The following is a 24922-nucleotide window of genomic DNA, read 5'->3' on the forward strand; positions in this document are numbered from 1 at the left end:
TCACAGGAACCGCGGCACTATGTCCATCCCTAGCACCAAGGAGAGCGCATGCTCAGGCGAATTGCGGTACCGAGGAGAGCGCATGCTCAGGCGAACTGCGGTACCGAGGTGAGCGCCGCGCGCAACTCGCGGACCGCCGACGGGCCTCCCGCAAGGAACCAGTCCAGGCCGTTAACGCGCACGACGTCGGTGTCCCCGCCGGCCGCGCGGACGATCGCCTTGCCGGGGAGCCAGTCCCACTCAGGGCAGCTGTGTTGGAACCAGCAGCCCAGCTCGCCGTCGGCCACCCGGCCGAGATCGCAGGAGCCGGAACCGAACATGCGCAGTGAAGCGGCGGACACCGCTGCAGCGTGCCAGGGCATGGCAGCGCGGGGATCGGCAAGCCAGGTGGGGTGGATATAGGTCGCGGCCCCGAGTTCGCTGAGGGCTGCCCCCGACGGTCCCGGGATCCGTTCGTCGTTGAGGGTCGCGGGGTGGCCTTCGCCGCCGGTCCAGAGCTTGTCCAGCTCCGGCTGATAGATGGCCCCGAGGATGACGTCGGCATCCGAGGCGGCCCCGGGTGATGCCGTGCCCTCGTGCTTCAAGGCGATCGCGGAGCACCAATACGTGGAGCCGTGCAGGAAATTGTAGGTACCGTCCACGGGATCGATCACCCACGTGCGGCCGCTGCTTCCTGCCACCGAGCTTCCTTCTTCACCCAGGATGCCGTCGTCCGGCCGGCAACGGCGCAGTTGCTCGAGGACGTAGGCTTCAGCCGCATGGTCGGCGGCGGTCACCACGTCCGAAACCGAGGTCTTCCGTTCTCCCTGCAAGCCGCCCATCCGCATCAGCAGGGCAAGTTGCCCGGCTTCGCGGACCAGGGCGGCAGCCAGTTCGTAGTCGTCCAGCGATGGATCAAGTTCTGTGGCGGAGTGCCTGCCAGTGGTCATGGGTCCAGCTTATGTGGCGGGATAATGAATGACATGGCCAAGACCCCCGCCCAACGCATCAAGAAGCATGGCGCCAATGCCGCCGTCCCCCAGCACCACTTGCCGTCGGTGATCAATCCCACCACCCAGCGGTCCCCCGAGAAGGCGCAAAACAACGGCCGCCTCATAGTGATTGCCGGGGTGGTGGCCAGCCTTTTCCTGTTCTGGTACGTGCACCTGCTGACCCTGAACCAGATGACCCAGTTGTCCGGCGGCATGGCCATGCCCGATTCCCTCATCGGCGGGTTCTCCACCGACTACGTCCATCAATTGCATGGCGCCATGACGGACGACGCCCGCGGACAGCTCAGCTACATCCACAAGACCGCGGGAACCTTGTTTCCGCTGATCTTCGGCTTCACCTGGCTTCTGCTGATCGGCACCAATGTGGCCGGAAAGGCACTGCGCTGGGCCTTGTGGGCTGCTCCCCTGCTGTTCGCGGTGGTCCGCTTGTGGAGCAACGTGGCGGTTGACGCTGCGCTGGCATCCGCAACGCCCGACGCCGGCCAGGTGGGTTTGGCGTCCACGCTCACCGTTGCGGGCTGGGTGCTGTTCCTGCTGAGCCTTTTGGCTGGCGGCGCGGCTGTGTTCCTGACGCGGCGTTCCAAGAGCGTCTAACAAAAGCGCCTAACAGGGCCAACGCCCGCCGGGGCTACTCCCGTTCCGGATCAGGCCCTATTCCGAATCAGGCCCCGGGGCGAGCATCTCGCGGGCTTGGAGGGCCCGCTGGTGGGCGCCGGCTTTGTCGAAGCGGTCCGCCGCTTCGACAAAGCTTTCCTTCGCCGCCTGAGGGCTCCCTGTACCGGCTTGGGCCCTCGCCATCAAGAGGTAGACCTCGCCTGCCATCTGCGGCGGCAGTTGGTCAGCGCGGCCCCTGATTTCGTCCAGCAGTTCAAGTGCCGCCCGGGCGTCTCCCGCCAGGTAGTTCCAATGCGCGCGGTTGAGCCGAAGCAGGAGAATTTCCTCTTCGCTGCCGCCGACGACATCCGTGGCGAGCTCTGCCCGTTCTATGCACCGCAGGGTGGCGGCATCTGCCACTTCAGCGGCCAGCCTCATCGCTGCCGATGCCTTGTTGAATTTGGCCCAGACATCAAGGTTCCGGGAAGGCGAGAAGGTCTCCGCGGCCAGCTCGTGATAGTGGAGCCCCTCGTCGACCTTGTCGCAGAGGAATGCCACATTGCCGATGACCCAGTACGCTTTGCCGGCTAACTGGTCATCCATTTCATCGGAGATTCTTTCCGAGAGGGACAGGCACTCTTCCCAAGCCTCCTCCAGCTTGCCGGACTCGCCGAACGCGGCGATCAGTGCCTGCCGGGCATGAACGTCGATTTCCATGTCGGCGTCATCATCGACCAATCCCACTGCCGATGCCGCAGCCGAGGTGGCCATCTCCAGGAGCCCTTCGCCCCGCAGGGAGTTCGCCATCAAGATCAGTGCCCGGGCCCGGCGCTGGGGAGAAGCCACGGCCAACGATGCCTCGGAAAGCGACCTCGCTAGGGCAGTGCTCGCAGCGAAATCACCGGCGTCGAGAAGGTTCTCGGCTTGAAGGAAAGTCATGTTCCACCATCCGGCGGAATCGCCCTCATCAAGGGCAATATCAGCAGCCGATCGCGCACCATCGGCAGCCTTGGCGAAGTCGTGGCTAGCCCGGTGCCCTCTCGCCTGCAGTTCCGCGGAGGCGTATGACGGCGCAACCTTCTTTTCTCCCATGGCTCCATTATGTCTCTGGGAACCACGTCTAAGGTGCGGCCGGGCAATTAGCACGATTTTGGGAGATGTGGACAAAGCATTGATGACACGGCGTGTCGTTACTCTTATAATGAGCGTGCTTCACTTCGTTCACTCCAGTCGCATCAGTCACATACCATCAGGAGCTTTCGCATGAAAAGAACTCTCGCCGCCCTCCTCGCGGCAGCAGCAATCTTGCTCGCAGGAATTACCGGCTCGGCAGCAGTGTCCGCCAGCAGCCAGAGCCCCTCGCAGGATTCGTCCATAGCCGTTGGCTGGTGGCCGAACTTTGCACAGGATTCGGCTCAGGCCACCGGCTGGTGGCCGAACTTTGCACAGGATTCGGCTCAGGCCACCGGCTGGTGGCCCAACGCCACCACCCAGGGTTCGCCTCAGGCCACCGGTTGGTGGCCCAACGCCGCCACCAACTCCACCCCCTCCAACTAGCCACACCTGAAAAGGCACCGGACCTGAGGTCCGGTGCCTTTCCGTTGCCTGCCTTTCCATGACTGGAGGAGGCATGCTCAGGTGGCGCGCAGCAGTTCCGCGAATTTTTCTGCTGCCATGGGCCGGCCAAAGTAATACCCCTGGCCACTGGCGCAGCCCAGTCGGGCAAGCTCAGCCGCCTGCTCCGCCGTTTCGATGCCCTCGGCAACGGCCTGCATTCCGCATGCATGAATGAGCTGGAGAACTGCCGCCACAAAGTCCCGTTCCTTGTCGTCCGTGCCCAGGCCTTGGATAAGGGAGCGGTCGATCTTGACCACGTTGACGGGAAGGCTGCGCAGGTAGCTGATGGACGAATAGCCCGTGCCGAAATCGTCGATTTCCAAGCGGATACCCAGACGCCGGAGGCCGGTCAGAGAGTATTTGTCGATGTCGCTGCCGTTCACCGCCATTGACTCCGTCAGCTCGATGACCAGCTTGGATGCCTCCACTCCGGTTTCGGCGAGCACTTCCCGCACATGCTCGATCAGTTCCAAGCTCTGCAATTCGGTTGTCGAAATATTGACGCGCATGCTGAAGTCTTCGTCCACGCCGGGGCCGTCCTGCCACTCGCGCAATTGCTGCATCGCCCGCCGAAGAACCCAATAGCCGAGATCGATGATGATTCCGGTTTCCTCAGCCAGAGGGATGAATGCATCCGGCATCAACAATCCCCTGTCGGGGTGGTTCCACCGCACCAGCGCTTCAGCGCCTTCAATCCGGCCCGAAGCCAACTCGACAACGGGCTGGAAGTGGAGGACCAGCTGATCTGTCCGGATGGCTTCACGCAGCTCGGAGATCATGAGTCCTTGGAGTCGGCGCGCGTACAACAAAGCCGGCTCGAAAACCCTGACGCTGCTCCCCGGCTCGGCCTTTGCCGCATACATGGCCGTATCGGCTTCCATCACGAGGTCGTCCACGGACTGTCCTGGCTCGGCGACCCGGAGCCCGATGCTGGTTCCACAGATGATCCGGACCTCGCCAATGTCGATGCTTTCACCGACGGCTCGGAGGATCCGTTTGGCAACGCCCCGCGCGTGAGCCGCATTGGATTTGGGCATCATGACGGCGAATTCGTCCCCGCCGAGCCTGGCCACCATGTCAGTGTCGCGGACCGCTGCGAGCAGGCGCCTGGCAGTGACCTTCAAGACGGTGTCCCCCGCGCCGTGCCCCAACGTGTCGTTGATCCCCTTAAATGAGTTCAAGTCCAAAACGAGCAATGCGGGTGGGAGCTCGCCCCGTTCGGATTCGACGAGTTCATGGTTCAGCGCCCTTTCGAGTGCCGTGCGGTTGGCCAACTGGGTCAGCGGATCAGTGAGCGCCATCCTTTCGAGTTCGATTTGAGCCTCGCGCAGCATGGCAGTTCGGCTTTCGACCCGTTCCTCGAGCTCCTGGTAGATGGCTTGGAGATCGTCCGCCATGAGGTTGATCCCGGTAATGACGGCAGCCACCTCGTCCCGCGGACCGGAGACCGGGATCCTCGTGCTGAGGTCGCCGTCCGCAATCCGGACCACCCCTTCAACAAGGGCAAGGAGCCGGGGGTCCTGGGGCTCACGATTCACGGTGGTGCTCTCTCAACCAGTCACGGGCTTCCGTCTCGGAGGTGAAGAACTGTCCCGGAAGGGAGCCTGGCTTCGCGCGCAGGAGAAAGTGCGCGATCACCCGGTCCACAGGGCTCTCCCCCAAGAGGGCACAGGCTGAAACGACCACGGAATTCGAGTACGTCAGGCGCGCGTCATCGGTCACGGACAGTACTCCGGTCACCCTGAGCAGAAGCGGAAGCCTCCGTCCGTCCGCAAACATGCGAACGGCTGCTGCGGCCGCCCGCGCCTCCGGCGAGCGGACTACGGTGTTCGGCGGCAGGGTGACTTCGACAATCCCGTCCTCCGCCAAGTCAACGGTGATCTGATCGGCAGGAGCCGGCACGTCTTCGGATGACGCATCCAAAGCATCATCGGGGAGCCTGGAATCCCGGGCGGGGAGTGTCTGGGCGCTCATCGCTGCGTGGCCCGCCGCCGTCGGACGATCGGCCCGTGGGGGTCCATAAGGGCACTACCCGGGAGCTCCGAAGCTGCCCTTATGGGGAATATATCGCCTGCGTGTCCCGGACGACGCAGAACAAGCTGATGAGTCATGGGTCCTATGTTCTGCCGTGTCGATCAATCTAGTCTGGGCCGAGACTGCGTGGAACCCTCAGCCCGACGCCATTCCGGTGAGTGCACTCATGATAGTGCAAAGATTGCCTGCCCGCTGACACGAGGCTACCCGCGAAAACTCAGCGTTTTGCAAGCCGCGCCGCCGTTCGCCGTACTTCCCGAACCCTTTGCGCGACCACTAGCCCGGCGGCGGAAAATCCGATCGTGACCGGATAAGCCATGAGGCGTTCCAAGGTTCCAGGTTCGGGGACATCCATCCTTGTCAGGGCACCGACCACGAGGGCGCCCAGCGTCAACGTCCCGCACGCCACGATGAACCAGCTCATGGCCGTGTGGGGCAGCCAGAGCACCCCTAGGAGCAACAGTGCGAACGCTCCACCGATGAAGAACATGAGGGCGCCCACAAGGTGGAAGGGAGATCCAAGGTCTTCCGGCACAAAACCAACAACCACAGTTCCCAGCCCGGAGATACCCGCCAGGACCCGGACCGCGACGGCGGTGGGCCACGCTCTGCGGTAGGCAGCACCCTGCAGGATGCGCACGCCGGGACGGGCAGCTATGCAGAGGAGCGCCGAACTGAGCAGGAGCGCCCCGAAAAGCATGCCGAGGCCCTGCACCACAAAGGAGGCATTCATGAGCAGATGCAGGGGCGAACAGACGTCGCGGTGCTCGTAGATCCCGCATCTGAGGGCGCCAAGATCGCTGATGAAACCGGTCCGGCGATCGTAGGGCTCGGGACCGCGCCAGGCTTCGATCACCGCCGATTCGGCCACGAAATACTGCACCACGCTCAACTGGGCCCAGCCGCCGATGTTCGAGCGGATGGTGCCCAGGTCCGGGAGGTGGTCGCCGAAGGCGACCGGCGCCGTCATCTGCTCTCTCATGCGGGCCAGCCTAGCGCCAGCGCACCCACGTGCCGCGCCGCCTTTGTCGCCACCCTGCCTGTGCTGCCGGCGTCGGTGTTCGAGGGCTGCCCCGGCAGCTTGTATGCTTGTATGCGTGCCCGGCCAGCGGCTCCCAGGAGCTTCCAGTACGCGCACAGGCCCTCGTAGCTCAGTGGATAGAGCACGGCTCTCCTAAAGCCGGTGTCGTTGGTTCGATTCCAATCGAGGGCACTTGAAAGACCAGCTGCGCGAATCGTCTCCGACGCAAGACCTGCGGGCCTACCTGCTGGGCAGCTGGACCGTGGAACGGTCTCTGTGGGACCGGGCGGGCGGCACCCGCGGTACGTTCACCGGCGTCGTGCGCTATTCAGGAACCCCCGACGGCGGCCTCCTCCTTCGCGAGGACGGCACCATGACGTGGCCCACCCACACGGGCCCGGCCTTCCGCGAATACCTCCTGCGCCCCTCGGGCTCTCCCGCCGCCATGGATGTCTACTTCCCGGACGGGAAACCGTTCCACCGCATGAGCTTCCGCGATCACGCCAACGAGGCCAGCCACTGGTGCGATCCCGATGACTATAAAGTCAATTACCTCTGGGGCGGGCCGGATGCTTTCAGCTACGCCTGGGACGTCCACGGACCGGCCAAGGATTTGCTGCTCGAATCCCGGCTTAGGAGAGCGCAATGACCCGCAACCATCCAGCCAAGGACCTGATAGTCGTCAGCGCGGTCTGCGTGTACGACGACGCCGGACGGCTGCTCACGGTGCGCAAGCGTGGCACGGACAAGTTCATGCACCCCGGGGGCAAGCCCGAACCAGGTGAAACCGCGGCGGAGACGGCATCCCGCGAGCTGGCCGAGGAAGTCGGAATCGACGTCGACCCGGCCGATCTGGAGCCCTTGGGGAGCTGGCTCGCCATCGCCGCCAACGAGGCCGCCACGGATATCCAGGCTACCGTCTTCACTGCACCAGGCATGTGGGAGGCCCATCCTTCGGCCGAGATCGCAGAGATCCGCTGGTTGGATCTCTCTGCTGAACTTCCGGACGATTTGGCTCCACTCCTGACGGACCATGTCCTGCCCCTGCTCGCGAAAAAGTAAGGCCTTCCCGCACCTGGACAATGCTGCGGGTGACACAGCCTGAAGTTCCCTGTTTTCCCATGAAAATCCGGTGAGAACTGGCTATAGTGATCGCACAGTTTGTTTTAACTTGATACAGGCTGCATTGTCAGATCCAGCTGGGGGATCGCATGCAATCTCTTGAACAGCGCCGACGCGCCTGGGGAGACGTCGGCGCGGAAGTCCGCGGAGAACGGACGCAGTTCCGTGACACTCCTGCGGAGGTCAAGGCCTACTCGACGGCGGGAATGGCCGGCTGGGCGGCGCAACTGGGTTCTCCCGCGCCCGAGGCTCCGCGTTCCCGCAGAATGGCCAGGACCGGTGGGATAGCTGCGATCGCAGCGTTGTTGCTCTACCTGACGTGGCGGATCGCATTCACCATGCCGCTTGGCGGCGGGGATCTTGTCATTGCGTGGACGCTGGTGACGTTTGAGGCCCTTCCGCTGATGGGGCTGGTCCTGAAGTCCATCACGCTGTGGAACATCGACTGTTATGCGCCGGAGCCGGTTGCCGAACCACCCAATGGCATGAGGGTCGCCGTGTTGATCCCCACGTACAACGAACCCGTTGAGGTCCTTGCCCCCACCATCGCTGCGGCCTGCGCCCTTAAGCCGAGCCACGAAACGTGGGTGCTGGATGACGGAAGCCGCCCGTGGGTTGCGGAGATGTGCGCATCGTTCGGTGCAAGGGTCGTCACCCGCACCGAGCATGACCATGCCAAGGCGGGCAACATGAACCACGCACTGGAGCTCATGGCCGCAGAGGAAGCGGCCGGCAAGGACGCAATTGACATCATTGCCGTGCTGGACTGCGACCACGTACCGCTGCCGACGTTCCTGACAGCCACCCTGGGATGGTTCGCGGACGAAAAGATTGCGCTCATCCAGGGGCCGCAAGCGTTCTACAACTCCGGAGCCTTCGACGACGACGGCATCTCAGGCGAACAGGGCTTGTTCTTCAACGTCCTGATGCCTTCGCGCAACGTTCCCGGCGCAGGGCCGTTCTGGTGCGGCTCAACCTCGCTGCTGCGCATGAAGGCGCTCCGCGAGGTAGGCGGGGTGGCCACCGAGACGATCACCGAGGACATGCACACGACCCTCAAGCTCATCCGGTGCGGATGGAAGACCGTCTACCACCACCAGACCCTGGCTGTGGGCCTGGCTCCGGCGACAGCGGATCAATACCTGCTGCAGCGCCGACGTTGGGGCATGGGCGCGATGCAGATCCTGACGTACGAGCGCCTCTGGGCTGCCAAGAGCTGGATGACCTGGCGAAACTTCCACGAATACATCAATGGAACTTTATGGTGGCTTGAGGGCATTGCCACTTTGATTGTATTCATCATTCCCATGGCGGTCATGGTCTCAGGCGCCCAGACCTCCACCGCCGGGCCGGTGGAGTTCACGCTTGCCTTCGCAGCCATGTTCTGGGTCCGTTTGTGGGGCGCCAAGAGACTCATGCGCCACCAGATCCACTGGCCGACGGCGTTCGCCCTACGGATTTTCCGGGTTCCCGTTGGGATGGCTTGCCTTTGGTGGCTCGTTTCCCGGAAGTCCTTGGAGTTTCAAGTCACCCCGAAAGGGGCGACGGAACTTCGACTCCGTGGACGGGCCCCGCGGATCCTCGTTGCGCTGATCGTCATCGTGGCCGCGATTATTCTCTATGCGACCGCCGGAGTCTTCGGCTGGGTGCCTTGGCGGACAAGTCCGGGTTCCACCATTGCCGCCGGCGCCTGGCTGGTTCTGGCCGGGGTTGTCTTGGTGCTGGGAACACTCCGGATCAGAGCCGCCGAATTCGCCACATCACGCAGGAGCGCCCACAGGGTCACAGTCAAGGTACCTGTCACGATCGAGGGCGTCGCAGGAGAATTGCTTGACATCTCCATGGGAGGCGCCGCAGTTCGAGTAGAGGCCGACGCGCTGCCCGAGGCCGGTCGCGTTCACCTCGCGCTGCCTGGGGCTGCACCGATTGCCCTGGACATCGTTCGGGTCTGGTCCACGTCGAGGGAAGGCCGCATGGCGTCTCTGCGGGTGCGCGACGGCGACTGGAACGCGTATCGAGGCCTCGCACTCTGGCTGTTCCATACTCCCGATGATGTCCTGCCCGGCTTTCCCCCTGGCGTCCCTGCCGTCGCAACCCGGGAGTCGGCATGAGCGTCCTCAGCCTGCGCAAGCCCACCCTGGCCTGGACAGTTGTCGTCACAGCTGCGGCGGTGGCCGTCCTGGCAACGGTCCTCGGGGCAAACCAAGGGACGTCCGTGGCGCAGTCAGCCGGGGACCTCGCCATCCTGGCAGCCGCGCTGCTCGCCACAGTCAGTTGTGCCCGGGCAGCACGGCGCAAAGACGAAAGCTCCCGTGCGTGGCGGGTCATGGCTTTTGCCACCTTGCTTTGGACCATCGGCCAAGCAATCTGGACCTTTTTTGGGTTGACGCTCGACCATGACTATCCCTACCCCTCCCTAGCCGACGCCGCCTTCGTCGGCTATTCGATCCCGGCCGGGATTGCCCTCTACTTGTTCCCGCGTCCCCGGGTTTCCCGGGTTGCTTTCGTGCGCGCACTCCTGGATTCGGCAGTGATTGCCTCCGCTGTGCTGTTCATGAGCTGGGCCACCGTCCTCGGTTCCATGTACAGGGCGGAAGGCCAGGAAACCCTCGCCCATCTCACCGGCTTGGCCTATCCCGTTGCCGATATCGTGATGGTCTCCATAGTCCTCATGCTCACCATGCGGAGGGCGCCGGGAGAACGCCTCAGATGGGTCTGCCTCGGTGGCGGGCTCCTCGTCCTGGCGATCACTGACAGTACCTATGTGAAGCTGACCTCCGACAACATCACGGGGCTCACCGGGACTCCCCTCGCGGCTGGCTGGATCGCAGCCTTCCTGCTGATTGCCCTCGCCCCACTGGTCCCCTACGCCCCCCGTCCCCGGACGGACCGGCGCCTCTACACCCTGGCGTTGGAGCTCCTCCCCTACGTCCCCGTCTTCGGTGCGGTCATGGTGGCACCCATACGCGTCGGGCGTCCCAGCGACCCCTTCCTCCAGACCGTGGGACTTACCGTGTTGGCCCTGGCCATCACCCGCCAGATCCTCATGATCCTGGAGAACATCAACCTCACGCGGGATCTTGAATCCAAAGTTGCCGAGCGCACCTCGGAACTCGAAGGCTTGGGCGCGATCGTCAACTCTTCGGCAGATGCCATTGTGGGCAAGACCCTGGACGGCGTCGTGACCAGCTGGAATCCCGGAGCCGAACGGATCTACGGATACAGCGCCGCGGAGGCAATCGGCAGGAATGTTTCCTTCATCATTCCGGACGAGCTTCAGGACGAGGAAAAAGAACTCTTGGCAGCCATCAGGGCCGGCGGGGAAACCCACAGCTACGAAACGGCACGGGTCCGCATCGACGGTTCCATCGTTCCCGTCTCGCTGACAATGTCCCCGATCCGCGGAACGGGCGGCATCCGCGGAGTCGCCACGATCGCCCAGGACATCACGGAACGCAGGATCGCCCAGGCCGAGTTGGTGACCGCCCGGGAAGCCGCCGAGGAAGCCAGCCGCTTGAAGTCGGAGTTCCTCGCGACCATGAGCCATGAGATCCGCACACCGATGAACGGTGTGATCGGGCTGACCGGCTTGTTGCTGGACACCACCTTGGAGGAAACCCAGCGCCAATATGCCGAGGGCGTCAAGGGCGCGGGCGAAGCCCTGCTGACCCTGATCAATGACATTCTGGACTTCTCGAAACTCGAAGCCGGCAAGGTCGACCTGGATCCCGCGCCCTTCAATCCACGCACCCTGGTGGAGGAACTCGCAGTCCTCCTCGCCGAAACCGCACAGGCCAAAGGCCTGGAGCTGATTGCGTACTGCCGGCCGGAAGTTCCGGCGATGCTGGTAGGCGACGCCGGCCGCATCAGGCAGATCCTGCTCAATCTGGCCTCAAACGCAGTGAAGTTCACTCCCTCAGGGGAAGTCGTCATTAGCGTGAAGCTCGTTGAGCAAGAATCCGCGAACGCGCGGGTACGCTTCGAAGTCCGTGACACCGGGATCGGGATCGAGGCGGCAGACCATCTCAGGCTCTTCGAGTCGTTCTCGCAGGCCGATGCCTCAACCACCCGGCGGTACGGCGGAACCGGCCTTGGACTGGCGATTTCGCGGAGGCTTACCGAGGTGATGGGCGGCGAGATCGGGGTGGACAGTTCCTTGGGCAACGGCAGCACTTTCTGGGCCACCCTTCCCTTGGCAGTGAGCGGGCCTGCCGCAGCTCCGCCGTCGATCTCGCCCGAGCAACTAACGGGACTCCGGGTCCTGGTGGTGGACGACAACTCGACCAACCGGCTGGTGCTGCAGGCGCAATTGGCGGGCTGGCGGATGAATCCGGAGGCTGTCGGCGACGCCCAACAGGGCTTGGACCGTTGCCGCGAGGAGGCCGCCGCCGGACGTCCCTTCGACATTGCGGTGCTGGACATGTGCATGCCCGACATGAACGGCTTGGAGCTGGCCCACAAACTGAGCACCGACGTCGCGCTCGCATCCACGCGGATCATCATGCTGACGTCCACCATGAATGTGGACAAAGCCGAACTCGTGGCCGCCGGGGTCCAGGAATGGTTGACGAAGCCTGTGCGCAGCTCCGAGTTCTATGACCGCCTCATGCGTCTCGTCGCGACACGTCCGATCGCGGCTCCCGCGGTTTCTCCCGCAATCCCGGTGACCATCAGCCAACCTTCGCGCGGCCTGATTTTGGTCGTCGAGGACAACGAGGTCAACCAGCTCGTGGCCCGCAGCATGGTTGCGAAGCTCGGGTACGAGGCCGACGTCGTCGCTGACGGCAGCGAAGCAGTCGCCGCGACTGCGGCAACAGAGTATGCCGCCGTCCTGATGGACTGCCATATGCCCGTCATGGACGGATTCGAGGCAACCAAGGCCATCCGTGCCCGGCACGATGGCCGCAAGAGGCTCCCCGTCATTGCCATGACCGCAGGCGCGCTGGATGAGGACCGTGAGCGCTGCCTTGCGGCCGGCATGGACGACTATCTGACCAAACCGGTGGACGTGGAAAAATTGGACCAGGTCCTCTCACGATGGATACCCGAAACCCCGAAGGAAAGTGCCGGACCCGCGCTCGACCCCGCGAGGCTGGAAACGCTGCGTGACCTCGGCCCGGACGACGGACTGGGGTTGCTGCCGGCCGCCGCCCACGCCTTCAGGCAGGACATCCAACCGAGCCTGCAAGCACTCCGCCGGGCTTTGGACAACGGAAGCGGAGACACTTTCAGGCAAGTGGCCCACAAATTGAAAGGCGCCGCGGCCAACATCGGGGCCGCCCGCGCGGCCCGGATGTGCGAGGAATTGGAACGTGGCTCATCAAGCGGCAAGCCTGTCGATCCCGCACTCCTGGCTGCCCTTGAAGCCGAACTTGACCTCGTTGACAAAGCGTTGGACCACGCCCTGTCGGTGGCCTCGTGAAGGTCCTGGTGGCGGACGACGACTTCGGTTCGCGTCTCGTGGCGAAGGCGGCAGTGGAGCAGTCCGGCCACGAATGCATCGTGGCCGCGGACGGCAGCTCCGCCTGGGAGATGTACAGGCAACACCGGCCGCAAGTCGTCGTGACTGACCTGATGATGCCCGGGCTCAACGGACTGGAGCTCTGCCGCGCCATCCGCTCCGCGGAAGAGGACTCCTACACGTACCTTGTCCTTGTCACCTCGAAGGATTCACGTGAGGACGTGGTCGCGGGCATGCAGGCCGGTGCTGATGACTACGTGGCCAAACCGCTTGACCCGTTCGCCTTGCATACCCGGCTGTTGGTGGCGCAAAGGGTGACTTCGCTGCACGCGGATCTTGCACGCTACCGTGCCGCGCTCGCCGAACAAGCCCGCACCGATCCCCTGACGAAGCTCCATAACCGGCTGAAGCTCTCCGAGGACCTGGAACAGCTGCACCACACAAGCGCCCGCTACGGAACGGACTACAGCCTGGCGATCTGCGACGTGGACAATTTCAAGAGATACAACGACCTTTACGGCCACCAAGCCGGTGACCTCGCCTTGCAGTCAGTTGCGGCCTCGCTTGCCGGCGAAGGGCGCGAAAGCGACGGAATCTACCGCTTCGGCGGGGAGGAGTTCCTCTTCCTGCTGCCGGGCCAGACGGTATCCGGAGCGGAGACAAGGCTCGCTCGCGCCCTTGAGGCCGTGCGGGACCTGGGCATTGCGCATTCAGGCAACCCCTCGGGCACCCTGACCTTGAGCGCCGGTCTCTCGGCCTTTGTGCCCGACCACCGGGTCAGCAGCGAACGGCTCCTCAAAGAAGCCGACATGGCGTTGTACACCGCCAAGTCCGCCGGCCGGAACCGCGTGGAAGTTGCACCGGAAGTTCGTCAACACACCCGGAGCTGAGAATCCGGCCACGGGGAGACGCCCCCGGGTCTACAGCTCCGGAACAGCTTCCTGGGCCACGGCTGTCGCCTCCGCGAACTGCGTGTTGTACAGCTCCGCGTAGCGCCCGTCCGCGGCGAGGAGCTCTGCGTGCGTACCACGCTCAACGATCGATCCGTCCTCCACGACCAAGATGACATCGGCGGCCCGGATGGTGGAGAGCCTGTGGGCGATCACGACGGCGGTGCGTCCCTCGAGTGCCTCGCCCAAGGCCGCCTGGACGGCGGCTTCACTCGTGGAATCCAAGGCCGCCGTGGCTTCGTCGAGGATGACGACCCTCGGTTGGGCGATGAGGAGGCGTGCGATGGTGAGCCGTTGGCGTTCCCCGCCGGAAAGGCGGTAGCCGCGCTCCCCCACCACGGTCTCCAAGCCATCCGGCAAGGAGCGGACCATCGCTTCAAGCCGGGCGCGCCGGAGCACGTCCCACATTTCCTCGTCCGTCGCTCCGGGCCGGGCCAGCCGCAAGTTGGAGGCGATGCTTTCATGGAAGAGGTGCCCGTCCTGCGTGACCATGCCCAGGGTCGCCCGGAGGGAATCGAACGTGACGTCCCGGACATCCAGGCCGGTCCCTTGACCGCGGCCGCCCAAGCGCACGGCGCCGGAGTCGACGTCGTACAGGCGGGACAGCAGCTGGGCGACAGTGGACTTGCCCGCGCCGGAAGACCCCACGAGCGCCACGGTTTGACCGGGCTCCACGCGGAAGCTGATTCCGTGCAGGACCTCTTCGCCGCCGCGGGTATCAAGCGTCGCCACTTCCTCCAGCGACGCAAGGGACACCTTGTCCGCGGACGGATAGGCGAAGCGGACGTCGTCGAACTCCACCGCAACGGGTCCCGAAGGCACCGCGACGGCGTCGGGCTTCTCCTGGATGAGCGGCTTAAGGTCCAGGATCTCGAAGACCCGTTCGAAGCTGACCAACGCGCTCATGACCTCCACGTGGGCACTGGACAGCGCGGTGAGCGGCGCATAAAGGCGGGTGAGCAGCAGGGCCAGCACGACGACGTCGCCCGCCGCCAGCTGCCCGCTCAGCGCAAGCCAACCGCCCAGTCCGTAAACGAGCGCGAGGGCCAGGGCGGAAACGAGCGTCAGCGCGGTGATGAAGGTGAACTGCAACATGGCGGTGCGGACACCAATGTCCCGCACGCGGCCGGCGCGCAGGGCGAACTCGGCGGATTCCTCGTCAGGGCGGCCGAACAGTTTGACGAGCGTGGCGCCGGGTGCGGAGAAGCGCTCCGTCATTTGGGTCCCCATGGCCGCGTTGTGGGATGCGGCTTCACGACGGAGGTCGGCAAGCTTGGAACCCATGCGGCGTGCGGGGATGAGGAAGATCGGCAGCAGCACCATCGCCAGGACCGTGACCAGCCAGGAGGTGTTGAGCATGACCACAAGGGTCAGGGCCAAGGAGACGACGTTGCTCACCACTCCGGAGAGGGTGCCCGCGAAGGCCGATTGTGCTCCGATGACGTCGTTGTTGAGCCGGCTGACGAGGGCCCCGGTACGGGTCCGGGTGAAGAAGGCGATGGGCATGCGCTGCACATGGTCGAACACCCGTGTCCGCAGATCAACGATCACGCCTTCGCCGATCACGGAAGACAGCCACCGGGTCAGCAGGCCCACCCCGGCGTCGGCGACGGCCACGGCAGCGATGAGCGCGGCCAGCCCGATCACGACGTCCACGCCCGCATGGGCGATGAGCGCGTTCACCACCTTGCCGGCCAGCACCGGGGTGGCCACAGCAAGGAATGCACCGGCGATGGAGGCCAGCACGAAGGCGATCAGCTTGTTGCGGTGCGGTTTCGCGAAAGCGAGGACGCGCTTGATGGTTTCCCGCGAGAACGGCTGGGAGCCGCTCTTGGCGCGGGTGATGTTGTAGAGCGAGCGCCAGGCGACGCCATCCATGCTCATGGCTTGTGATTCCCCATTCCGGAAGTGTGGTGCAGTTCGGTCACGGTGCCGTTGTCAAGGTGCCAGCGGGAGTCGAGCCGGACGTTTTCGAGCAAGCGGCGGTCGTGCGTGACCAGCAGGAGCGCGCCGTCGTAGCCGTCGAGCGCTTCCTCAAGCTGCTCGATCGCGGGCAGGTCGAGGTGGTTGGTGGGTTCGTCGAGGACCAGCAGGTTGACGCCGCGGGCCTGCAGCAGCGCGAGCGCCGCGCGAGTGCGTTCGCCCGGGGACAAGGAATCCACGGTCCGGGAGGTGTGGTCCGCTTTGAGGCCGAATTTGGCCAGAAGGGTGCGGACATCCGCGGAGTTCCATTCGATCAGGACGGATTCGACGGCGTCTGCCAGGGTGAGGTGCCCCGCCAGCAGTCCGCGGGCTTGGTCGATCTCGCCGATCGCCACGGATGCACCCATGGAGGCGTCTCCGGCGTCGGGCTGTTGAAGCCCGAGCAGCAGCCGCAGGAGGGTGGACTTTCCTGCGCCGTTGGGTCCGGTGATGCCAATGCGTTCGCCGGCGTTGAGCTGGAGATTGACCGGTCCCAGCGTGAAGTCGCCTTGGTGTGCCACGACGTCGCGCAAGGTTGCGACGACGGAGCTGGAGCGCGGAGCCTGGCCGATGCTGAACTGCAGCTGCCATTCCTTGCGCGGCTCTTCCACCTCGTCAAGCCGGGCGATGCGGGACTCCATCTGACGGACTTTCTGGGCCTGCTTTTCCGAGGACTCAACGCTCGCCGCCCTGCGGATTTTGTCGTTGTCAGGGCTCTTCTTCATGGCGTTGCGTACGCCCTGCGAGCTCCATTCGCGCTGCGTCCTGGCCCGCGACACGAGGTCCGCCTTGGTGTTGGCGAATTCCTCGTAGCGTTCGCGGGCGTGCCGCTTTGCCACCGCCCGCTCTTCGAGGAAGGAATCGTAGCCGCCGTCGTAGACCGCCACGCTGTTCTGGGCCAGGTCCAGTTCCAGCACCTTGGTAATGCAGCGCGCCAGGAACTCACGGTCATGCGAGACCAACACGGCACCGCCGCGAAGGCCTTGGACGAATGATTCAAGGCGGGCGAGTCCGTCGAGGTCCAGGTCATTGGTGGGCTCGTCGAGGAGCACGACGTCGAATCGGCTCAGCAGGAGCGCCGCCAACGCAACGCGGGCGGCCTGTCCCCCGGACAAGCCCGTCATGAGCGCCTCCGGACCGGATTCCAGGCCGAGTTCCGCCAACACCGCGGGGATCCGGTCCTCCAGGTCCGCGGCACCCGATGCCATCCAGCGGTCAAAAGCCAAGGAATACGCGTCGTCGGCATCCGCGGTCCCGGCTGCGAGCCCCTCCGCGCCTGCCTCCATCTCGGCCGTGGCCTGGGCGCAACCCGTGCGGCGGGCAATGTAGGCGGCTACCGTTTCGCCGGGGGTGCGTTCGTGTTCCTGGGGCAGCCAGCCCACAAAGGCGTCGCTGGGAGCGAGGCTGACCGTACCCTCTTGGGGGCGGTCAGCTCCTGCGAGGATGCGCAGCAGGGTGGATTTCCCGGCGCCGTTGGCGCCGACGACACCCACGACATCTCCAGGAGCGACGGTGAGGGAGAGCTTCGAGAACAAGGTGCGGTGACCGTGGCCGCCGGAGAGCTCTTTGGCGACAAGCGTTGCAGTCATTGGTCTATCCTCTCACTGCTCCGCTCTTGAGCGGAAAGGCCGGCCACGCGAAAAAGGGCGGCCGTGCGAAAACCCTGCCGTGCGAGAAGACCGGGGCATGGAAGAACCCGCTGGTCCGTACTTGGGGGGTGTGCGGACCAGCGGGTTCGAGAATCAAGCATAATTCAATGTGCCCGCATCGTAAAATCAACCTCGCAGTCCTTGCAGGAACCGTCTACCAGAAAGTGGTTCATGTCCCTCCCTTCCAAGGCGTTCCAACGCTGGCTGCACGGGATTGCCCCGAACACCAGCACGGCCGATGTCTGCCGCTTTTCGGGAGTGAAACGCACCACGCTAGCCCAGCAATTGGTCCGCGGCAAGGTGGCCGAGAGTTCACTCGTGAGCATCAGCCGGGCCTTCGACATGAATCCCTTCGATGCATTGGCACAATTCGAGGCATACGCGGCGCTTCGCGGGACCCCGGTTCCCCCCACTGACGCGGAACTCGTCAGCCAGGTCTCCACCATGGATCTGCTGCGCGCAGTCGTCGAGCGCTCGGAGTCCCGGGACGGCGTCCCGCCCTTGGTCCTTGCGGAGACCCCGCACCCGAGTTCAGTCAGGAACTGGGTGGACGCGATCGACGACGGCGAGCTCCGCCACCGGGTGAGCGGCGCCACGGGGATCGCACCGCAGAACTTCTCCGCGCACCTGACAGCCAACCGTTTGCCCCCGGAACTGGCCTTGGCGACGTCCCGGGCGGCCGGCGTCGGACCGGCCGGAGGCCTCGTGGCCAGCGGCCTCGTCACCGAAGCCGAGGCGGGATGGGCCCCCGGGGCGCGGCGGGAGGCACTGGACAGGATGACAGAAGGCGAACTGGCCCTATTGGCCGGGGAGCGGCTGCAGGCCCTCGGCAAGGCCCTGCGCCGCCATGAGCATGAGCTCGACCACACGAACAGAATCTGGGAGAACCTGGGATGACCACCGTATTGGCGTGGGCCACGCTCTCCATTTGCCTCGTTTTGACGGCCATTCGCATTCCCAGCGCCGTCCGGGGCGAGAACCGGATGATGTTCGTCCTGTTCGCACTGATTACCCTCGACATCCTGCTCAGCATCGAGGGTCCATACTTGTTGATCGACGGGTGGCTGGGCAACTTCAACCTTTGTAACCTGCTGCTTAGGTTCATGCTCTATGGAACGTTCCTGCTTATGGGCATCAAGGTGGCGAGGGCCTTTGCTTCACCCGGCGGGGAACGTGCCATCCGGGGGCCCATCGGCTTGGCCGTTTTGGGAGCCACCGCGGTCCTCACGGCTTTCTTTTTCTTCTCGATGGACACCTCGGACTCCACTGTTGGCCTCAATGACCTGGACCCGGGGCCAGCCCTGGATACTTATGCGGCCTTGGGCAGGTTCTACCCGGGCTACGTTGCCGTATGCCTCATCCCGGGCATGTGGCGGTCCGTTCGAAGCTCGGGCCCCGCGCTGCTCCGGGCCGCCTCCGCTACATTGCTCCTGGGCCTCGGTTTGCTGATCCTGTCGCAGGTCTTTCCGCTCATCCCGCTATCCAATACGTGGCTGCGGCCGCTCATCAACTACTCTGCCGCTTTGGCGACTGCGCTTGGCTTGGGAGGCATCTGGCTGTCCAAAATCGTTGCCAGCCGGACTCGCCGCACGGTAACGTAAAAACATACCGCGTAACCTCTTTCATAAATCCATTATATCGTGCCATAATTATGAATGTGTGAAGGCGACGCAGCCTGACCTTTGAATCAATGAACGGGTTTCCAAGGTTCGTGGCGCGTGCGGGAGCACTTTTGGGGGGATGAGTGGTGGCGGGCTGTTGGGGACCGCCCCCACTCAGCCTTTTTAAGCGTCCTTCCGTGTAGGCCCGCAGCAACCGGGCACGGTCCCGTGACTAAGATGGCTTTCATGAAGAGCCTGCCCACTCACCGCATCGCACTGTCCGCAACACTTGCCGCCGTCGCGCTGGCACTGTCCGCTTGCGGCGGCGGTTCCTCGCCGTCGTCGACGTCGGGTGGAGACACTTCGCTGTCCGCCATCAAGTCCAAGGGCGAGATCGTCATCGCCACCGAAGGCACCTACCGGCCGTTCAGCTTCCACGAGAACGGGGCCGGTCCCCTCACGGGCTTCGACGTCGAAATCGCCCAGGCCGTCGCCGGCAAGCTCGGAGTAAAGGCAACCTTCCAGGAAACCCAGTTCGATGGCATCTTCGCGGGCCTTGATTCCAAGCGCTTCGACACTATCGCCAACCAGATCTCCATCAACCCTGAGCGCACGGCCAAGTATGACTTCTCGGCCCCATACACGATCTCCAATGGCGTCGTCGTGACCAAGTCGGACAACAACTCCATCAACAGCTTCGCCGATCTCAAAGGCAAGACCACCGCCCAGTCATTGACCAGCAACTTCTACAAGATGGCAGTTGACGCAGGCGCCAACGTCCAGTCCGTCGAAGGCTGGGCACAAGCCGCCACCTTGGTCCGACAAGGCCGCGTCGACGCAACCGTCAACGACAAGTTGACCTACCTTGACTACGCCAAGAGCACCCCGGACTCCGGCTTGAAGATCGCCGCAGAGACCACGGACAAGACGCAAAGCGCCATGGTCTTCCGCAAGGGATCCACCGAGCTCAAGGCCGCAGTGGACAAAGCGCTCACGGACCTTCGAGCCGATGGCACCCTCGCCAAGATCTCCCAGAAGTACTTCGGCGCAGACGTTACCAAGTAGCCGGCGGCCAAACAGATGACCTTCAACTGGGACCTCGTCTGGAGTTCCTTCGGGCCAATCATCGGCGGCGCAGTCACCGGAACCATCCCCCTGACCCTGGCGTCTTTCGCCATTGGCCTGGCGTTGGCGCTGCTCGTTGCCCTCTTGCGCCTGAGCCCCAACAGGCTGCTCTCGGCCGTCGCGCGCTTCTACGTCTCCGTGATCCGGGGGACTCCCCTCCTGGTGCAGCTGTTCGTGATCTTCTATGGCCTCCCGAGCCTCGGCGTGAAGCTGGAGCCGTGGCCGAGCGCCATCATCGCGTTTTCCCTCAATGTGGGCGGCTACGCGGCCGAGGTCATCCGCGCAGCGATCCTGTCCGTGCCCAAGGGCCAGTGGGAGGCAGGGCACACCATCGGAATGTCGCGGCCGCAAACGCTCGTGCGGATTATCCTCCCGCAAGCGGCCAGGGTCTCGGTGCCCCCGCTGTCCAACACCTTCATTTCCCTTGTGAAGGACACCTCGCTGGCTTCACTCATCCTCGTCACCGAGCTTTTCCGCAATGCCCAGCAGATCGCCGCGTTCAGCCAGGAATTCATGATCCTGTACCTCGAATCCGCCTTGGTCTATTGGGTCATTTGCCTCGTCCTCTCCACGGGCCAGTCCGCCCTGGAGCGTAGATTGGACCGTTATGTCGCCCACTGAGCCCAGCAACGCCCCCCAGGGGAACTCCGGGCTGGTGTTGTCGGCCCGGGACCTCGCCAAAGCCTTCGGCAGCAACGTGGTGCTGCGCGGCATCGACATCGATGTCCGCCGCGGACAGGTGGTCGCCTTGATCGGGCCCTCCGGTTCGGGAAAGACCACAGTCCTGCGCTCGCTCAACGGCCTCGAAGTGCCCGACGCCGGCACGGTCACCTTCGGGGACGCCGACGCCGGTACAGTCCGCGGATCCGGCGCAGGACTGACCCTCGATTTCGCCGGCCCAGTGGGCAAGCGCGAGATTGCCGCCCTCCGGGACCGCAGCGCCATGGTGTTCCAGCACTACAACCTGTTCCCGCACATGACGGTGCTCAAGAACATCATCGAGGGACCGCTGCAGGTCCAGAAGCGCCCCCGGGCGGAAGTAGTGGAGGAGGCCGAGCGGCTCCTCGCCCGGGTTGGCCTCGCGGACAAACGCGATGCCTACCCCTTCGAACTGTCAGGCGGCCAGCAACAACGCGTGGGAATCGTGCGCGCCTTGGCCCTCAAACCCCAACTGCTGCTCTTCGACGAGCCCACCTCTGCCCTGGACCCGGAACTCGTGGGTGAAGTGCTGGGTGTCATCAAGGAACTTGCCGACGAAGGCTGGACCATGGTGATCGTGACGCACGAGCTCGCCTTCGCCCGCCAGGTTGCCGATGAAGTCATCTTCATGGACGGCGGCGTGGTGGTGGAACGAGGGCCGGCCGCGGAGGTCTTGCGGGAGCCCCGGGAGGAACGCACCAAGCAATTCGTCAAGCGCCTCCAACACGACGTCTGAGGCCCAACTGACTCGCATTAGTTGTCGTTTTGGGCCCTCAAAACGACAACTACTGCGAGTCAGTTGGGTGGGTGGGCACTAACTCAGCGGATGAAACGCAAGGTCACCAACTGGAACGGGCGCAGGGTCAATTCGGCGGCACCCGCTCCGGGCGTTACTCCGGGAGCCTCAACGGGGCGCTCCAGGAGGTCCACTGATTGCACCATCCGTGATTCGAAGTTGGCTGTGATGAGGCCCGTGGAGCGTTCACCCAGCGATTCGTAAAGCCTCACGATGACATCTCCGGAGCCGTCCTCGGCGAGCTTGACGGCTTCGATGACCAGCGCTTGGTTGAACACCGTGAAGAGCGGCTCCACAGGATTCGCGCCCGCCAACAGCCTCGGTTTAAGGTTGGTCCGGTAGCCCTCTTCCACGGCGCCGCCGATGCTGGCGCCGGGCCGGATGCTCAGATCCAGGACGTGCACACCGAGGTCGGCCCGGGGGTCCGGGAACTTGGGCGCCCGCAGCAGTGACACACGGACGTTAGTGGTGGTTCCGCCGTCCTCGCGGATGGTCCGGGTGACGTCATGCCCGTAGCTTGACGCATTGGAGATGGCGACGCCGTAACCCGGCTCTGCCACGTGGATCCAGCGGTGGGCGCAGAATTCGAACTTGGCAGCTTCCCAGGACGTATTGGTGTGGGTCGCCCGGAATACGTGACCGAACTGGGTCTCCGAGGCGGATCGGTCGGCACGGACATCCAGGGGGAACCCGATCTTCAGGAGTTTCTCGTGTTCCTGCCAGTCCACCGTGGTGGAAATGCCGAGGGATTCCGCGCCCGCTTCGAGGGAAATGCGCTGCGTGATGGTGGAGGAGCCGACAGTCCGCTCCACCACGACGACGGCGTCCCAGCCTGCTCTTTCCAGCGTCACCGATCGCGCCTCGACTACGGAGACGACGTTCCGGCGGTAGAACTCGTCGATGTCCCAGGCATCCCATTCGTTGGGCGTGTCCCGGTGAAGCTCAAGGTGGTTGCCGAACATCCCGGGAGCAATGGCTTCGCGGCCGCTTGCGTAATCCGAGAGGGAGGTGAGCAATCCGTTGGCGTCCAGCACCGCGCGGATGATGCCGTTGTCCAGAACATAACCGCCGGCGCGTTCTGTGACGTTGACCGGATTATCCTCGTGAACCGCTTCCGCGGCGGCGAGCGCGGGAACCCCGCTGCGCTCATGCGGGGCCGCATTGAGCAGGAAGATGGTGTCTCCCTCGCCCAGTAGGGCCGAAGCGGCATCCGCGATGATGCCTTCCAGCTCCCGGGCAATCGCGGCATAGTTCCGCTCCGCATCCTGGTGGACCCACGCGATGGCGCTGCCCGGCAGGATGTCGTGGAACTGCTGCAACAGCACAAGCCGCCACAAGCGCTTGAGGTCCACCGCAGGATAGGTGAACGAACCGGCCGTCCGTACTGCCGCCGTCGAGCACCAAAGCTCGGCCTCGCGCAGCAGGTGCTCCGAGCGGCGGTTCCCCTGTTTGGTGTTGGCCTGGCTCGTATAGGTGCCCCTGTGTAGCTCGAGGTACATCTCCCCCACCCAGACCGGGAGGTTGTGGTACTCGGCCTCGGCCTGCTTGAAGAACTCTTCGGCGGTTCCCATGCGCACCTTCGGCGAGCCTTCCAGGTCCGCCGTCCGGTGGGCTGCGGCAACCATTTCGCGCGTTGGTCCGCCGCCGCCGTCGCCGTAACCGAAGGGGACCAGCGAAATGGTGCCCCGGCCGTGTTCCCGGTAGTTGCGCTGGGCATGGGCGAGTTCGCGGCCGTGGAGCTCGGAGTTGTAGGTGTCCACGGGTGGGAAGTGGGTGAAAAGCCGCGTGCCGTCGATGCCCTCCCAATTGAAGGTGTGGTGCGGCATCTTGTTGACCTGGTTCCAGGAGATCTTCTGGGTCAGGAACCACCGGGAACCCGCGGACTTGACGATCTGCGGGAGGGCCCCGGAATATCCGAAGGAGTCAGGGAGCCAGGCTTCCTGGCAGTCGACGCCGAACTCCTGAAGGAAGAAGCTCTTGCCCTCCACGAATTGGCGGGCCATGGCCTCGCCGCCGGGCATGTTGGTGTCCGATTCCACCCACATACCGCCAACCGGCACGAATTGCCCGGCCTTTACTTTCTCCCGAATCCGGATGAAAAGCTCAGGATAGAACTCCTTCATCCATGCCAATTGCTGCGCAGAGGAGCAGGAGAAGACGAAATCGGGGTTCTCATCCATGAGGGCGACAACGTTGGAGAACGTGCGGGCGCATTTGCGGATGGTTTCACGGACCGGCCAGAGCCAGGCCGAGTCAATGTGCGCGTGGCCGGTGGCCAGAAGTTCGTGGGCCGAGGCGTAAGCGGGCCGGCTCAAGACCTCGGCGAGGGCTTCCCTGCCGGCGCCTGCGGTGCCCGCGACATCGTCCGGGTCCATGACGTCAAGCATGCGCTCGAAGGCGCGGAGGATCTCATGCCGCCGAGGCAGTTCGAAAGGTAGCTCGTGCATCAGCCCGCTGAGGGTCCAGATGTCCTGGTGGAGCTCCCACACCACCTCGTTAAGTTCGGCTATGGCTATGCGTCCGAACCGGTAGCGGAGCTCGTCTCCGGAGGTGGATTTGTCCCCCAAAGGGGTTGCCGCGAAGCTCCACCCCTGGCTGAGATCCGGATTGGCGGCGGCTTCAACATAGAAGTCCACCGAGAGTCCGCCACCCAGAAGCTTGAGCGGGACGTGCTGGTTGCGCGGAGAGATGGCCTTGATGATGGTGCCGTCATGACGCCATGCGATGCCTTCGCACTGGAATCCGGGGGCGTCGTTGCTGAACCCGAGATCGACGACGATCTCCACCGTCGTGCCGTCGGCAACTCCCCAACCCTCCGGAACCTCACCCCGAAGCCGCAGCCACTTGGTGCTCCAGGCCTTGCCCCACGCAGCACCGTGTTCCTGGGGTTCAAAAACCTGGCGGAGTGCTTCCGAGACCGGAACCGGCTCTCCAGGGGCATCCCAGCTGCTCAGTTCAAGAGGCAATGCGCGGCCATAGATGGCGGGGGCTATCCGCTCCCGGACAAAACGTTCGAGCCGCTTCTCGGTGATCCGGCGGTCGTCGTGCAATTGAAGTCCCCTTTGGCAGTGGGCTGGGTAGAGATGCTTCCTTACCGAGATGAGCAGCCTACTAAGCAAGGTCATTGTCCGGAGGAAACCGATTCCATTCGATGGATAAAATCTACGTTGTTCCTGAACAATAGCCAAGTGATTGGCGGCTATCCCTGCAAGTCCCTAGTCCCCACCGGCTCCCAGCCTTCGCAAGTCCCCACCGGCTCCCAGCCTTCGCAAGTCCCCACCGGCTCCCAGCATTCGCAA

The 24922-nt window shown here is 64.2% G+C and carries 21 protein-coding genes and 1 tRNA gene; 13 read left to right on the forward strand and 9 right to left on the reverse strand.

Annotated features, from left to right (window positions below; translation table 11 throughout):
- Nucleotides 1–86: 86 nt before the first annotated feature.
- Nucleotides 87–929, reverse strand: a complete 843-nt coding sequence (locus tag QRN59_RS07835; RefSeq protein ID WP_284981968.1) for an inositol monophosphatase family protein — start codon at nt 927–929, stop codon at nt 87–89.
- Between the two features lie 33 nt (nt 930–962).
- On the opposite strand from QRN59_RS07835, the gene QRN59_RS07840 reads away from it, so the two are divergent.
- Entirely contained in the window at nt 963–1586 is a 624-nt protein-coding gene (locus QRN59_RS07840) for a hypothetical protein (protein ID WP_284981969.1), read from the forward strand.
- Nucleotides 1587–1643: 57 nt separating this feature from the next.
- Here the strand turns inward: QRN59_RS07840 and QRN59_RS07845 are convergent, their stop codons facing one another.
- The gene (locus QRN59_RS07845; RefSeq protein WP_284981970.1) at nt 1644–2678 is read right to left on the reverse strand and encodes a hypothetical protein; all 1035 of its coding nucleotides are present in this window, start codon (nt 2676–2678) and stop codon (nt 1644–1646) included.
- A 171-nt stretch (nt 2679–2849) separates the two neighbouring features.
- On the opposite strand from QRN59_RS07845, the gene QRN59_RS07850 reads away from it, so the two are divergent.
- Nucleotides 2850–3143: a hypothetical protein gene (locus QRN59_RS07850; protein ID WP_284981971.1), complete on the forward strand. Its 294-nt coding sequence runs from the start codon at nt 2850–2852 to the stop codon at nt 3141–3143.
- A 77-nt stretch (nt 3144–3220) separates the two neighbouring features.
- Here QRN59_RS07850 and QRN59_RS07855 read toward each other — a convergent pair whose 3' ends face one another.
- The 4 genes from QRN59_RS07855 to QRN59_RS07870 form a co-directional block, all read right to left on the reverse strand.
- Nucleotides 3221–4741, reverse strand: a complete 1521-nt coding sequence (locus QRN59_RS07855; RefSeq protein ID WP_284981972.1) for a putative bifunctional diguanylate cyclase/phosphodiesterase — start codon at nt 4739–4741, stop codon at nt 3221–3223.
- The gene (locus QRN59_RS07860; protein ID WP_284981973.1) at nt 4731–5177 is read right to left on the reverse strand and encodes a DUF7793 family protein; all 447 of its coding nucleotides are present in this window, start codon (nt 5175–5177) and stop codon (nt 4731–4733) included. The genes QRN59_RS07855 and QRN59_RS07860 overlap by 11 nt, the downstream gene beginning before the upstream one ends.
- A 277-nt stretch (nt 5178–5454) precedes the next feature.
- Nucleotides 5455–6219 carry a DUF998 domain-containing protein gene (locus QRN59_RS07865; protein WP_284981974.1) on the reverse strand — a complete coding sequence of 255 codons (765 nt, stop codon included), beginning with the start codon at nt 6217–6219 and terminating at the stop codon, nt 5455–5457.
- Nucleotides 6216–6404: a hypothetical protein gene (locus QRN59_RS07870; RefSeq protein WP_284981975.1), complete on the reverse strand. Its 189-nt coding sequence runs from the start codon at nt 6402–6404 to the stop codon at nt 6216–6218. Before QRN59_RS07870 ends, QRN59_RS07865 begins: the two co-directional genes overlap by 4 nt.
- On the opposite strand from QRN59_RS07870, the gene QRN59_RS07875 reads away from it, so the two are divergent.
- The 6 genes from QRN59_RS07875 (at nt 6378) to QRN59_RS07900 (ending at nt 13731) form a co-directional block, all read left to right on the forward strand.
- A tRNA-Arg gene (locus QRN59_RS07875) sits at nt 6378–6450 on the forward strand. The genes QRN59_RS07870 and QRN59_RS07875 overlap by 27 nt on opposite strands.
- Before the next feature lies 1 nt (nt 6451).
- The gene (locus tag QRN59_RS07880; protein WP_284981976.1) at nt 6452–6907 is read left to right on the forward strand and encodes a DUF6314 family protein; all 456 of its coding nucleotides are present in this window, start codon (nt 6452–6454) and stop codon (nt 6905–6907) included.
- Nucleotides 6904–7320: an NUDIX hydrolase gene (locus QRN59_RS07885; protein ID WP_284981977.1), complete on the forward strand. Its 417-nt coding sequence runs from the start codon at nt 6904–6906 to the stop codon at nt 7318–7320. The genes QRN59_RS07880 and QRN59_RS07885 overlap by 4 nt, the downstream gene beginning before the upstream one ends.
- Before the next feature lie 149 nt (nt 7321–7469).
- Nucleotides 7470–9491 carry a glycosyltransferase family 2 protein gene (locus tag QRN59_RS07890; RefSeq protein WP_284981978.1) on the forward strand — a complete coding sequence of 674 codons (2022 nt, stop codon included), beginning with the start codon at nt 7470–7472 and terminating at the stop codon, nt 9489–9491.
- Nucleotides 9488–12802 (forward strand): PAS domain-containing hybrid sensor histidine kinase/response regulator, encoded by a 3315-nt coding sequence (locus QRN59_RS07895; RefSeq protein ID WP_284981979.1) that lies wholly within the window; start codon nt 9488–9490, stop codon nt 12800–12802. Before QRN59_RS07890 ends, QRN59_RS07895 begins: the two co-directional genes overlap by 4 nt.
- Complete coding sequence (locus tag QRN59_RS07900; protein ID WP_284981980.1) at nt 12799–13731, forward strand: GGDEF domain-containing response regulator; 933 nt, start codon at nt 12799–12801, stop codon at nt 13729–13731. The genes QRN59_RS07895 and QRN59_RS07900 overlap by 4 nt, the downstream gene beginning before the upstream one ends.
- A gap of 30 nt (nt 13732–13761) precedes the next feature.
- On the opposite strand, the gene QRN59_RS07905 is transcribed toward QRN59_RS07900, so the two are convergent.
- Together QRN59_RS07905 and QRN59_RS07910 are read right to left on the reverse strand one after the other, a co-directional pair.
- Complete coding sequence (locus QRN59_RS07905) at nt 13762–15675, reverse strand: ABC transporter ATP-binding protein (RefSeq protein ID WP_284981981.1); 1914 nt, start codon at nt 15673–15675, stop codon at nt 13762–13764.
- The gene (locus tag QRN59_RS07910) at nt 15672–17342 is read right to left on the reverse strand and encodes an ABC-F family ATP-binding cassette domain-containing protein (RefSeq protein WP_284981982.1); all 1671 of its coding nucleotides are present in this window, start codon (nt 17340–17342) and stop codon (nt 15672–15674) included. Before QRN59_RS07910 ends, QRN59_RS07905 begins: the two co-directional genes overlap by 4 nt.
- 231 nt (nt 17343–17573) lie before the next feature.
- Here QRN59_RS07910 and QRN59_RS07915 point away from each other — a divergent pair, with 231 nt between their 5' ends.
- The 5 genes from QRN59_RS07915 to QRN59_RS07935 all read left to right on the forward strand — a co-directional run bounded on the left by QRN59_RS07915 (nt 17574) and on the right by QRN59_RS07935 (nt 21563).
- Entirely contained in the window at nt 17574–18299 is a 726-nt protein-coding gene (locus QRN59_RS07915; protein ID WP_284981983.1) for a hypothetical protein, read from the forward strand.
- Nucleotides 18296–19003, forward strand: coding sequence for a hypothetical protein (locus QRN59_RS07920; protein WP_284981984.1), 708 nt, complete (start codon nt 18296–18298; stop codon nt 19001–19003). The genes QRN59_RS07915 and QRN59_RS07920 overlap by 4 nt, the downstream gene beginning before the upstream one ends.
- A gap of 246 nt (nt 19004–19249) precedes the next feature.
- Nucleotides 19250–20068 (forward strand): amino acid ABC transporter substrate-binding protein, encoded by an 819-nt coding sequence (locus QRN59_RS07925; protein WP_284981985.1) that lies wholly within the window; start codon nt 19250–19252, stop codon nt 20066–20068.
- Nucleotides 20069–20083: 15 nt separating this feature from the next.
- Nucleotides 20084–20749, forward strand: coding sequence for an amino acid ABC transporter permease (locus QRN59_RS07930; protein ID WP_236815702.1), 666 nt, complete (start codon nt 20084–20086; stop codon nt 20747–20749).
- Nucleotides 20736–21563, forward strand: coding sequence for an amino acid ABC transporter ATP-binding protein (locus tag QRN59_RS07935; RefSeq protein ID WP_284981986.1), 828 nt, complete (start codon nt 20736–20738; stop codon nt 21561–21563). The genes QRN59_RS07930 and QRN59_RS07935 overlap by 14 nt, the downstream gene beginning before the upstream one ends.
- A gap of 83 nt (nt 21564–21646) precedes the next feature.
- On the opposite strand, the gene QRN59_RS07940 is transcribed toward QRN59_RS07935, so the two are convergent.
- Nucleotides 21647–24673, reverse strand: coding sequence for an alpha-mannosidase (locus QRN59_RS07940; protein WP_284982159.1), 3027 nt, complete (start codon nt 24671–24673; stop codon nt 21647–21649).
- Nucleotides 24674–24922: the final 249 nt, after the last annotated feature.

Source organism: Arthrobacter sp. efr-133-TYG-118 (genome assembly GCF_030209755.1).
GTDB lineage: Bacteria > Actinomycetota > Actinomycetes > Actinomycetales > Micrococcaceae > Arthrobacter.

What these genes read in the sequence shown, in the direction of transcription:
- QRN59_RS07895 (WP_284981979.1), top strand. Translation starts at nt 9,488, where the DNA reads ATGAGCGTCCTCAGCCTGCGCAAGCCCACCCTGGCCTGGACAGTTGTC.
- QRN59_RS07925 (WP_284981985.1), top strand. Translation starts at nt 19,250, where the DNA reads ATGAAGAGCCTGCCCACTCACCGCATCGCACTGTCCGCAACACTTGCC.
- QRN59_RS07905 (WP_284981981.1), bottom strand. Translation starts at nt 15,675, where the DNA reads ATGAGCATGGATGGCGTCGCCTGGCGCTCGCTCTACAACATCACCCGC.
- QRN59_RS07890 (WP_284981978.1), top strand. Translation starts at nt 7,470, where the DNA reads ATGCAATCTCTTGAACAGCGCCGACGCGCCTGGGGAGACGTCGGCGCG.
- QRN59_RS07885 (WP_284981977.1), top strand. Translation starts at nt 6,904, where the DNA reads ATGACCCGCAACCATCCAGCCAAGGACCTGATAGTCGTCAGCGCGGTC.
- QRN59_RS07930 (WP_236815702.1), top strand. Translation starts at nt 20,084, where the DNA reads ATGACCTTCAACTGGGACCTCGTCTGGAGTTCCTTCGGGCCAATCATC.
- QRN59_RS07935 (WP_284981986.1), top strand. Translation starts at nt 20,736, where the DNA reads ATGTCGCCCACTGAGCCCAGCAACGCCCCCCAGGGGAACTCCGGGCTG.
- QRN59_RS07835 (WP_284981968.1), bottom strand. Translation starts at nt 929, where the DNA reads ATGACCACTGGCAGGCACTCCGCCACAGAACTTGATCCATCGCTGGAC.
- QRN59_RS07910 (WP_284981982.1), bottom strand. Translation starts at nt 17,342, where the DNA reads ATGACTGCAACGCTTGTCGCCAAAGAGCTCTCCGGCGGCCACGGTCAC.
- QRN59_RS07850 (WP_284981971.1), top strand. Translation starts at nt 2,850, where the DNA reads ATGAAAAGAACTCTCGCCGCCCTCCTCGCGGCAGCAGCAATCTTGCTC.
- QRN59_RS07920 (WP_284981984.1), top strand. Translation starts at nt 18,296, where the DNA reads ATGACCACCGTATTGGCGTGGGCCACGCTCTCCATTTGCCTCGTTTTG.
- QRN59_RS07860 (WP_284981973.1), bottom strand. Translation starts at nt 5,177, where the DNA reads ATGAGCGCCCAGACACTCCCCGCCCGGGATTCCAGGCTCCCCGATGAT.
- QRN59_RS07865 (WP_284981974.1), bottom strand. Translation starts at nt 6,219, where the DNA reads ATGAGAGAGCAGATGACGGCGCCGGTCGCCTTCGGCGACCACCTCCCG.
- QRN59_RS07840 (WP_284981969.1), top strand. Translation starts at nt 963, where the DNA reads ATGGCCAAGACCCCCGCCCAACGCATCAAGAAGCATGGCGCCAATGCC.
- QRN59_RS07845 (WP_284981970.1), bottom strand. Translation starts at nt 2,678, where the DNA reads ATGGGAGAAAAGAAGGTTGCGCCGTCATACGCCTCCGCGGAACTGCAG.
- QRN59_RS07915 (WP_284981983.1), top strand. Translation starts at nt 17,574, where the DNA reads ATGTCCCTCCCTTCCAAGGCGTTCCAACGCTGGCTGCACGGGATTGCC.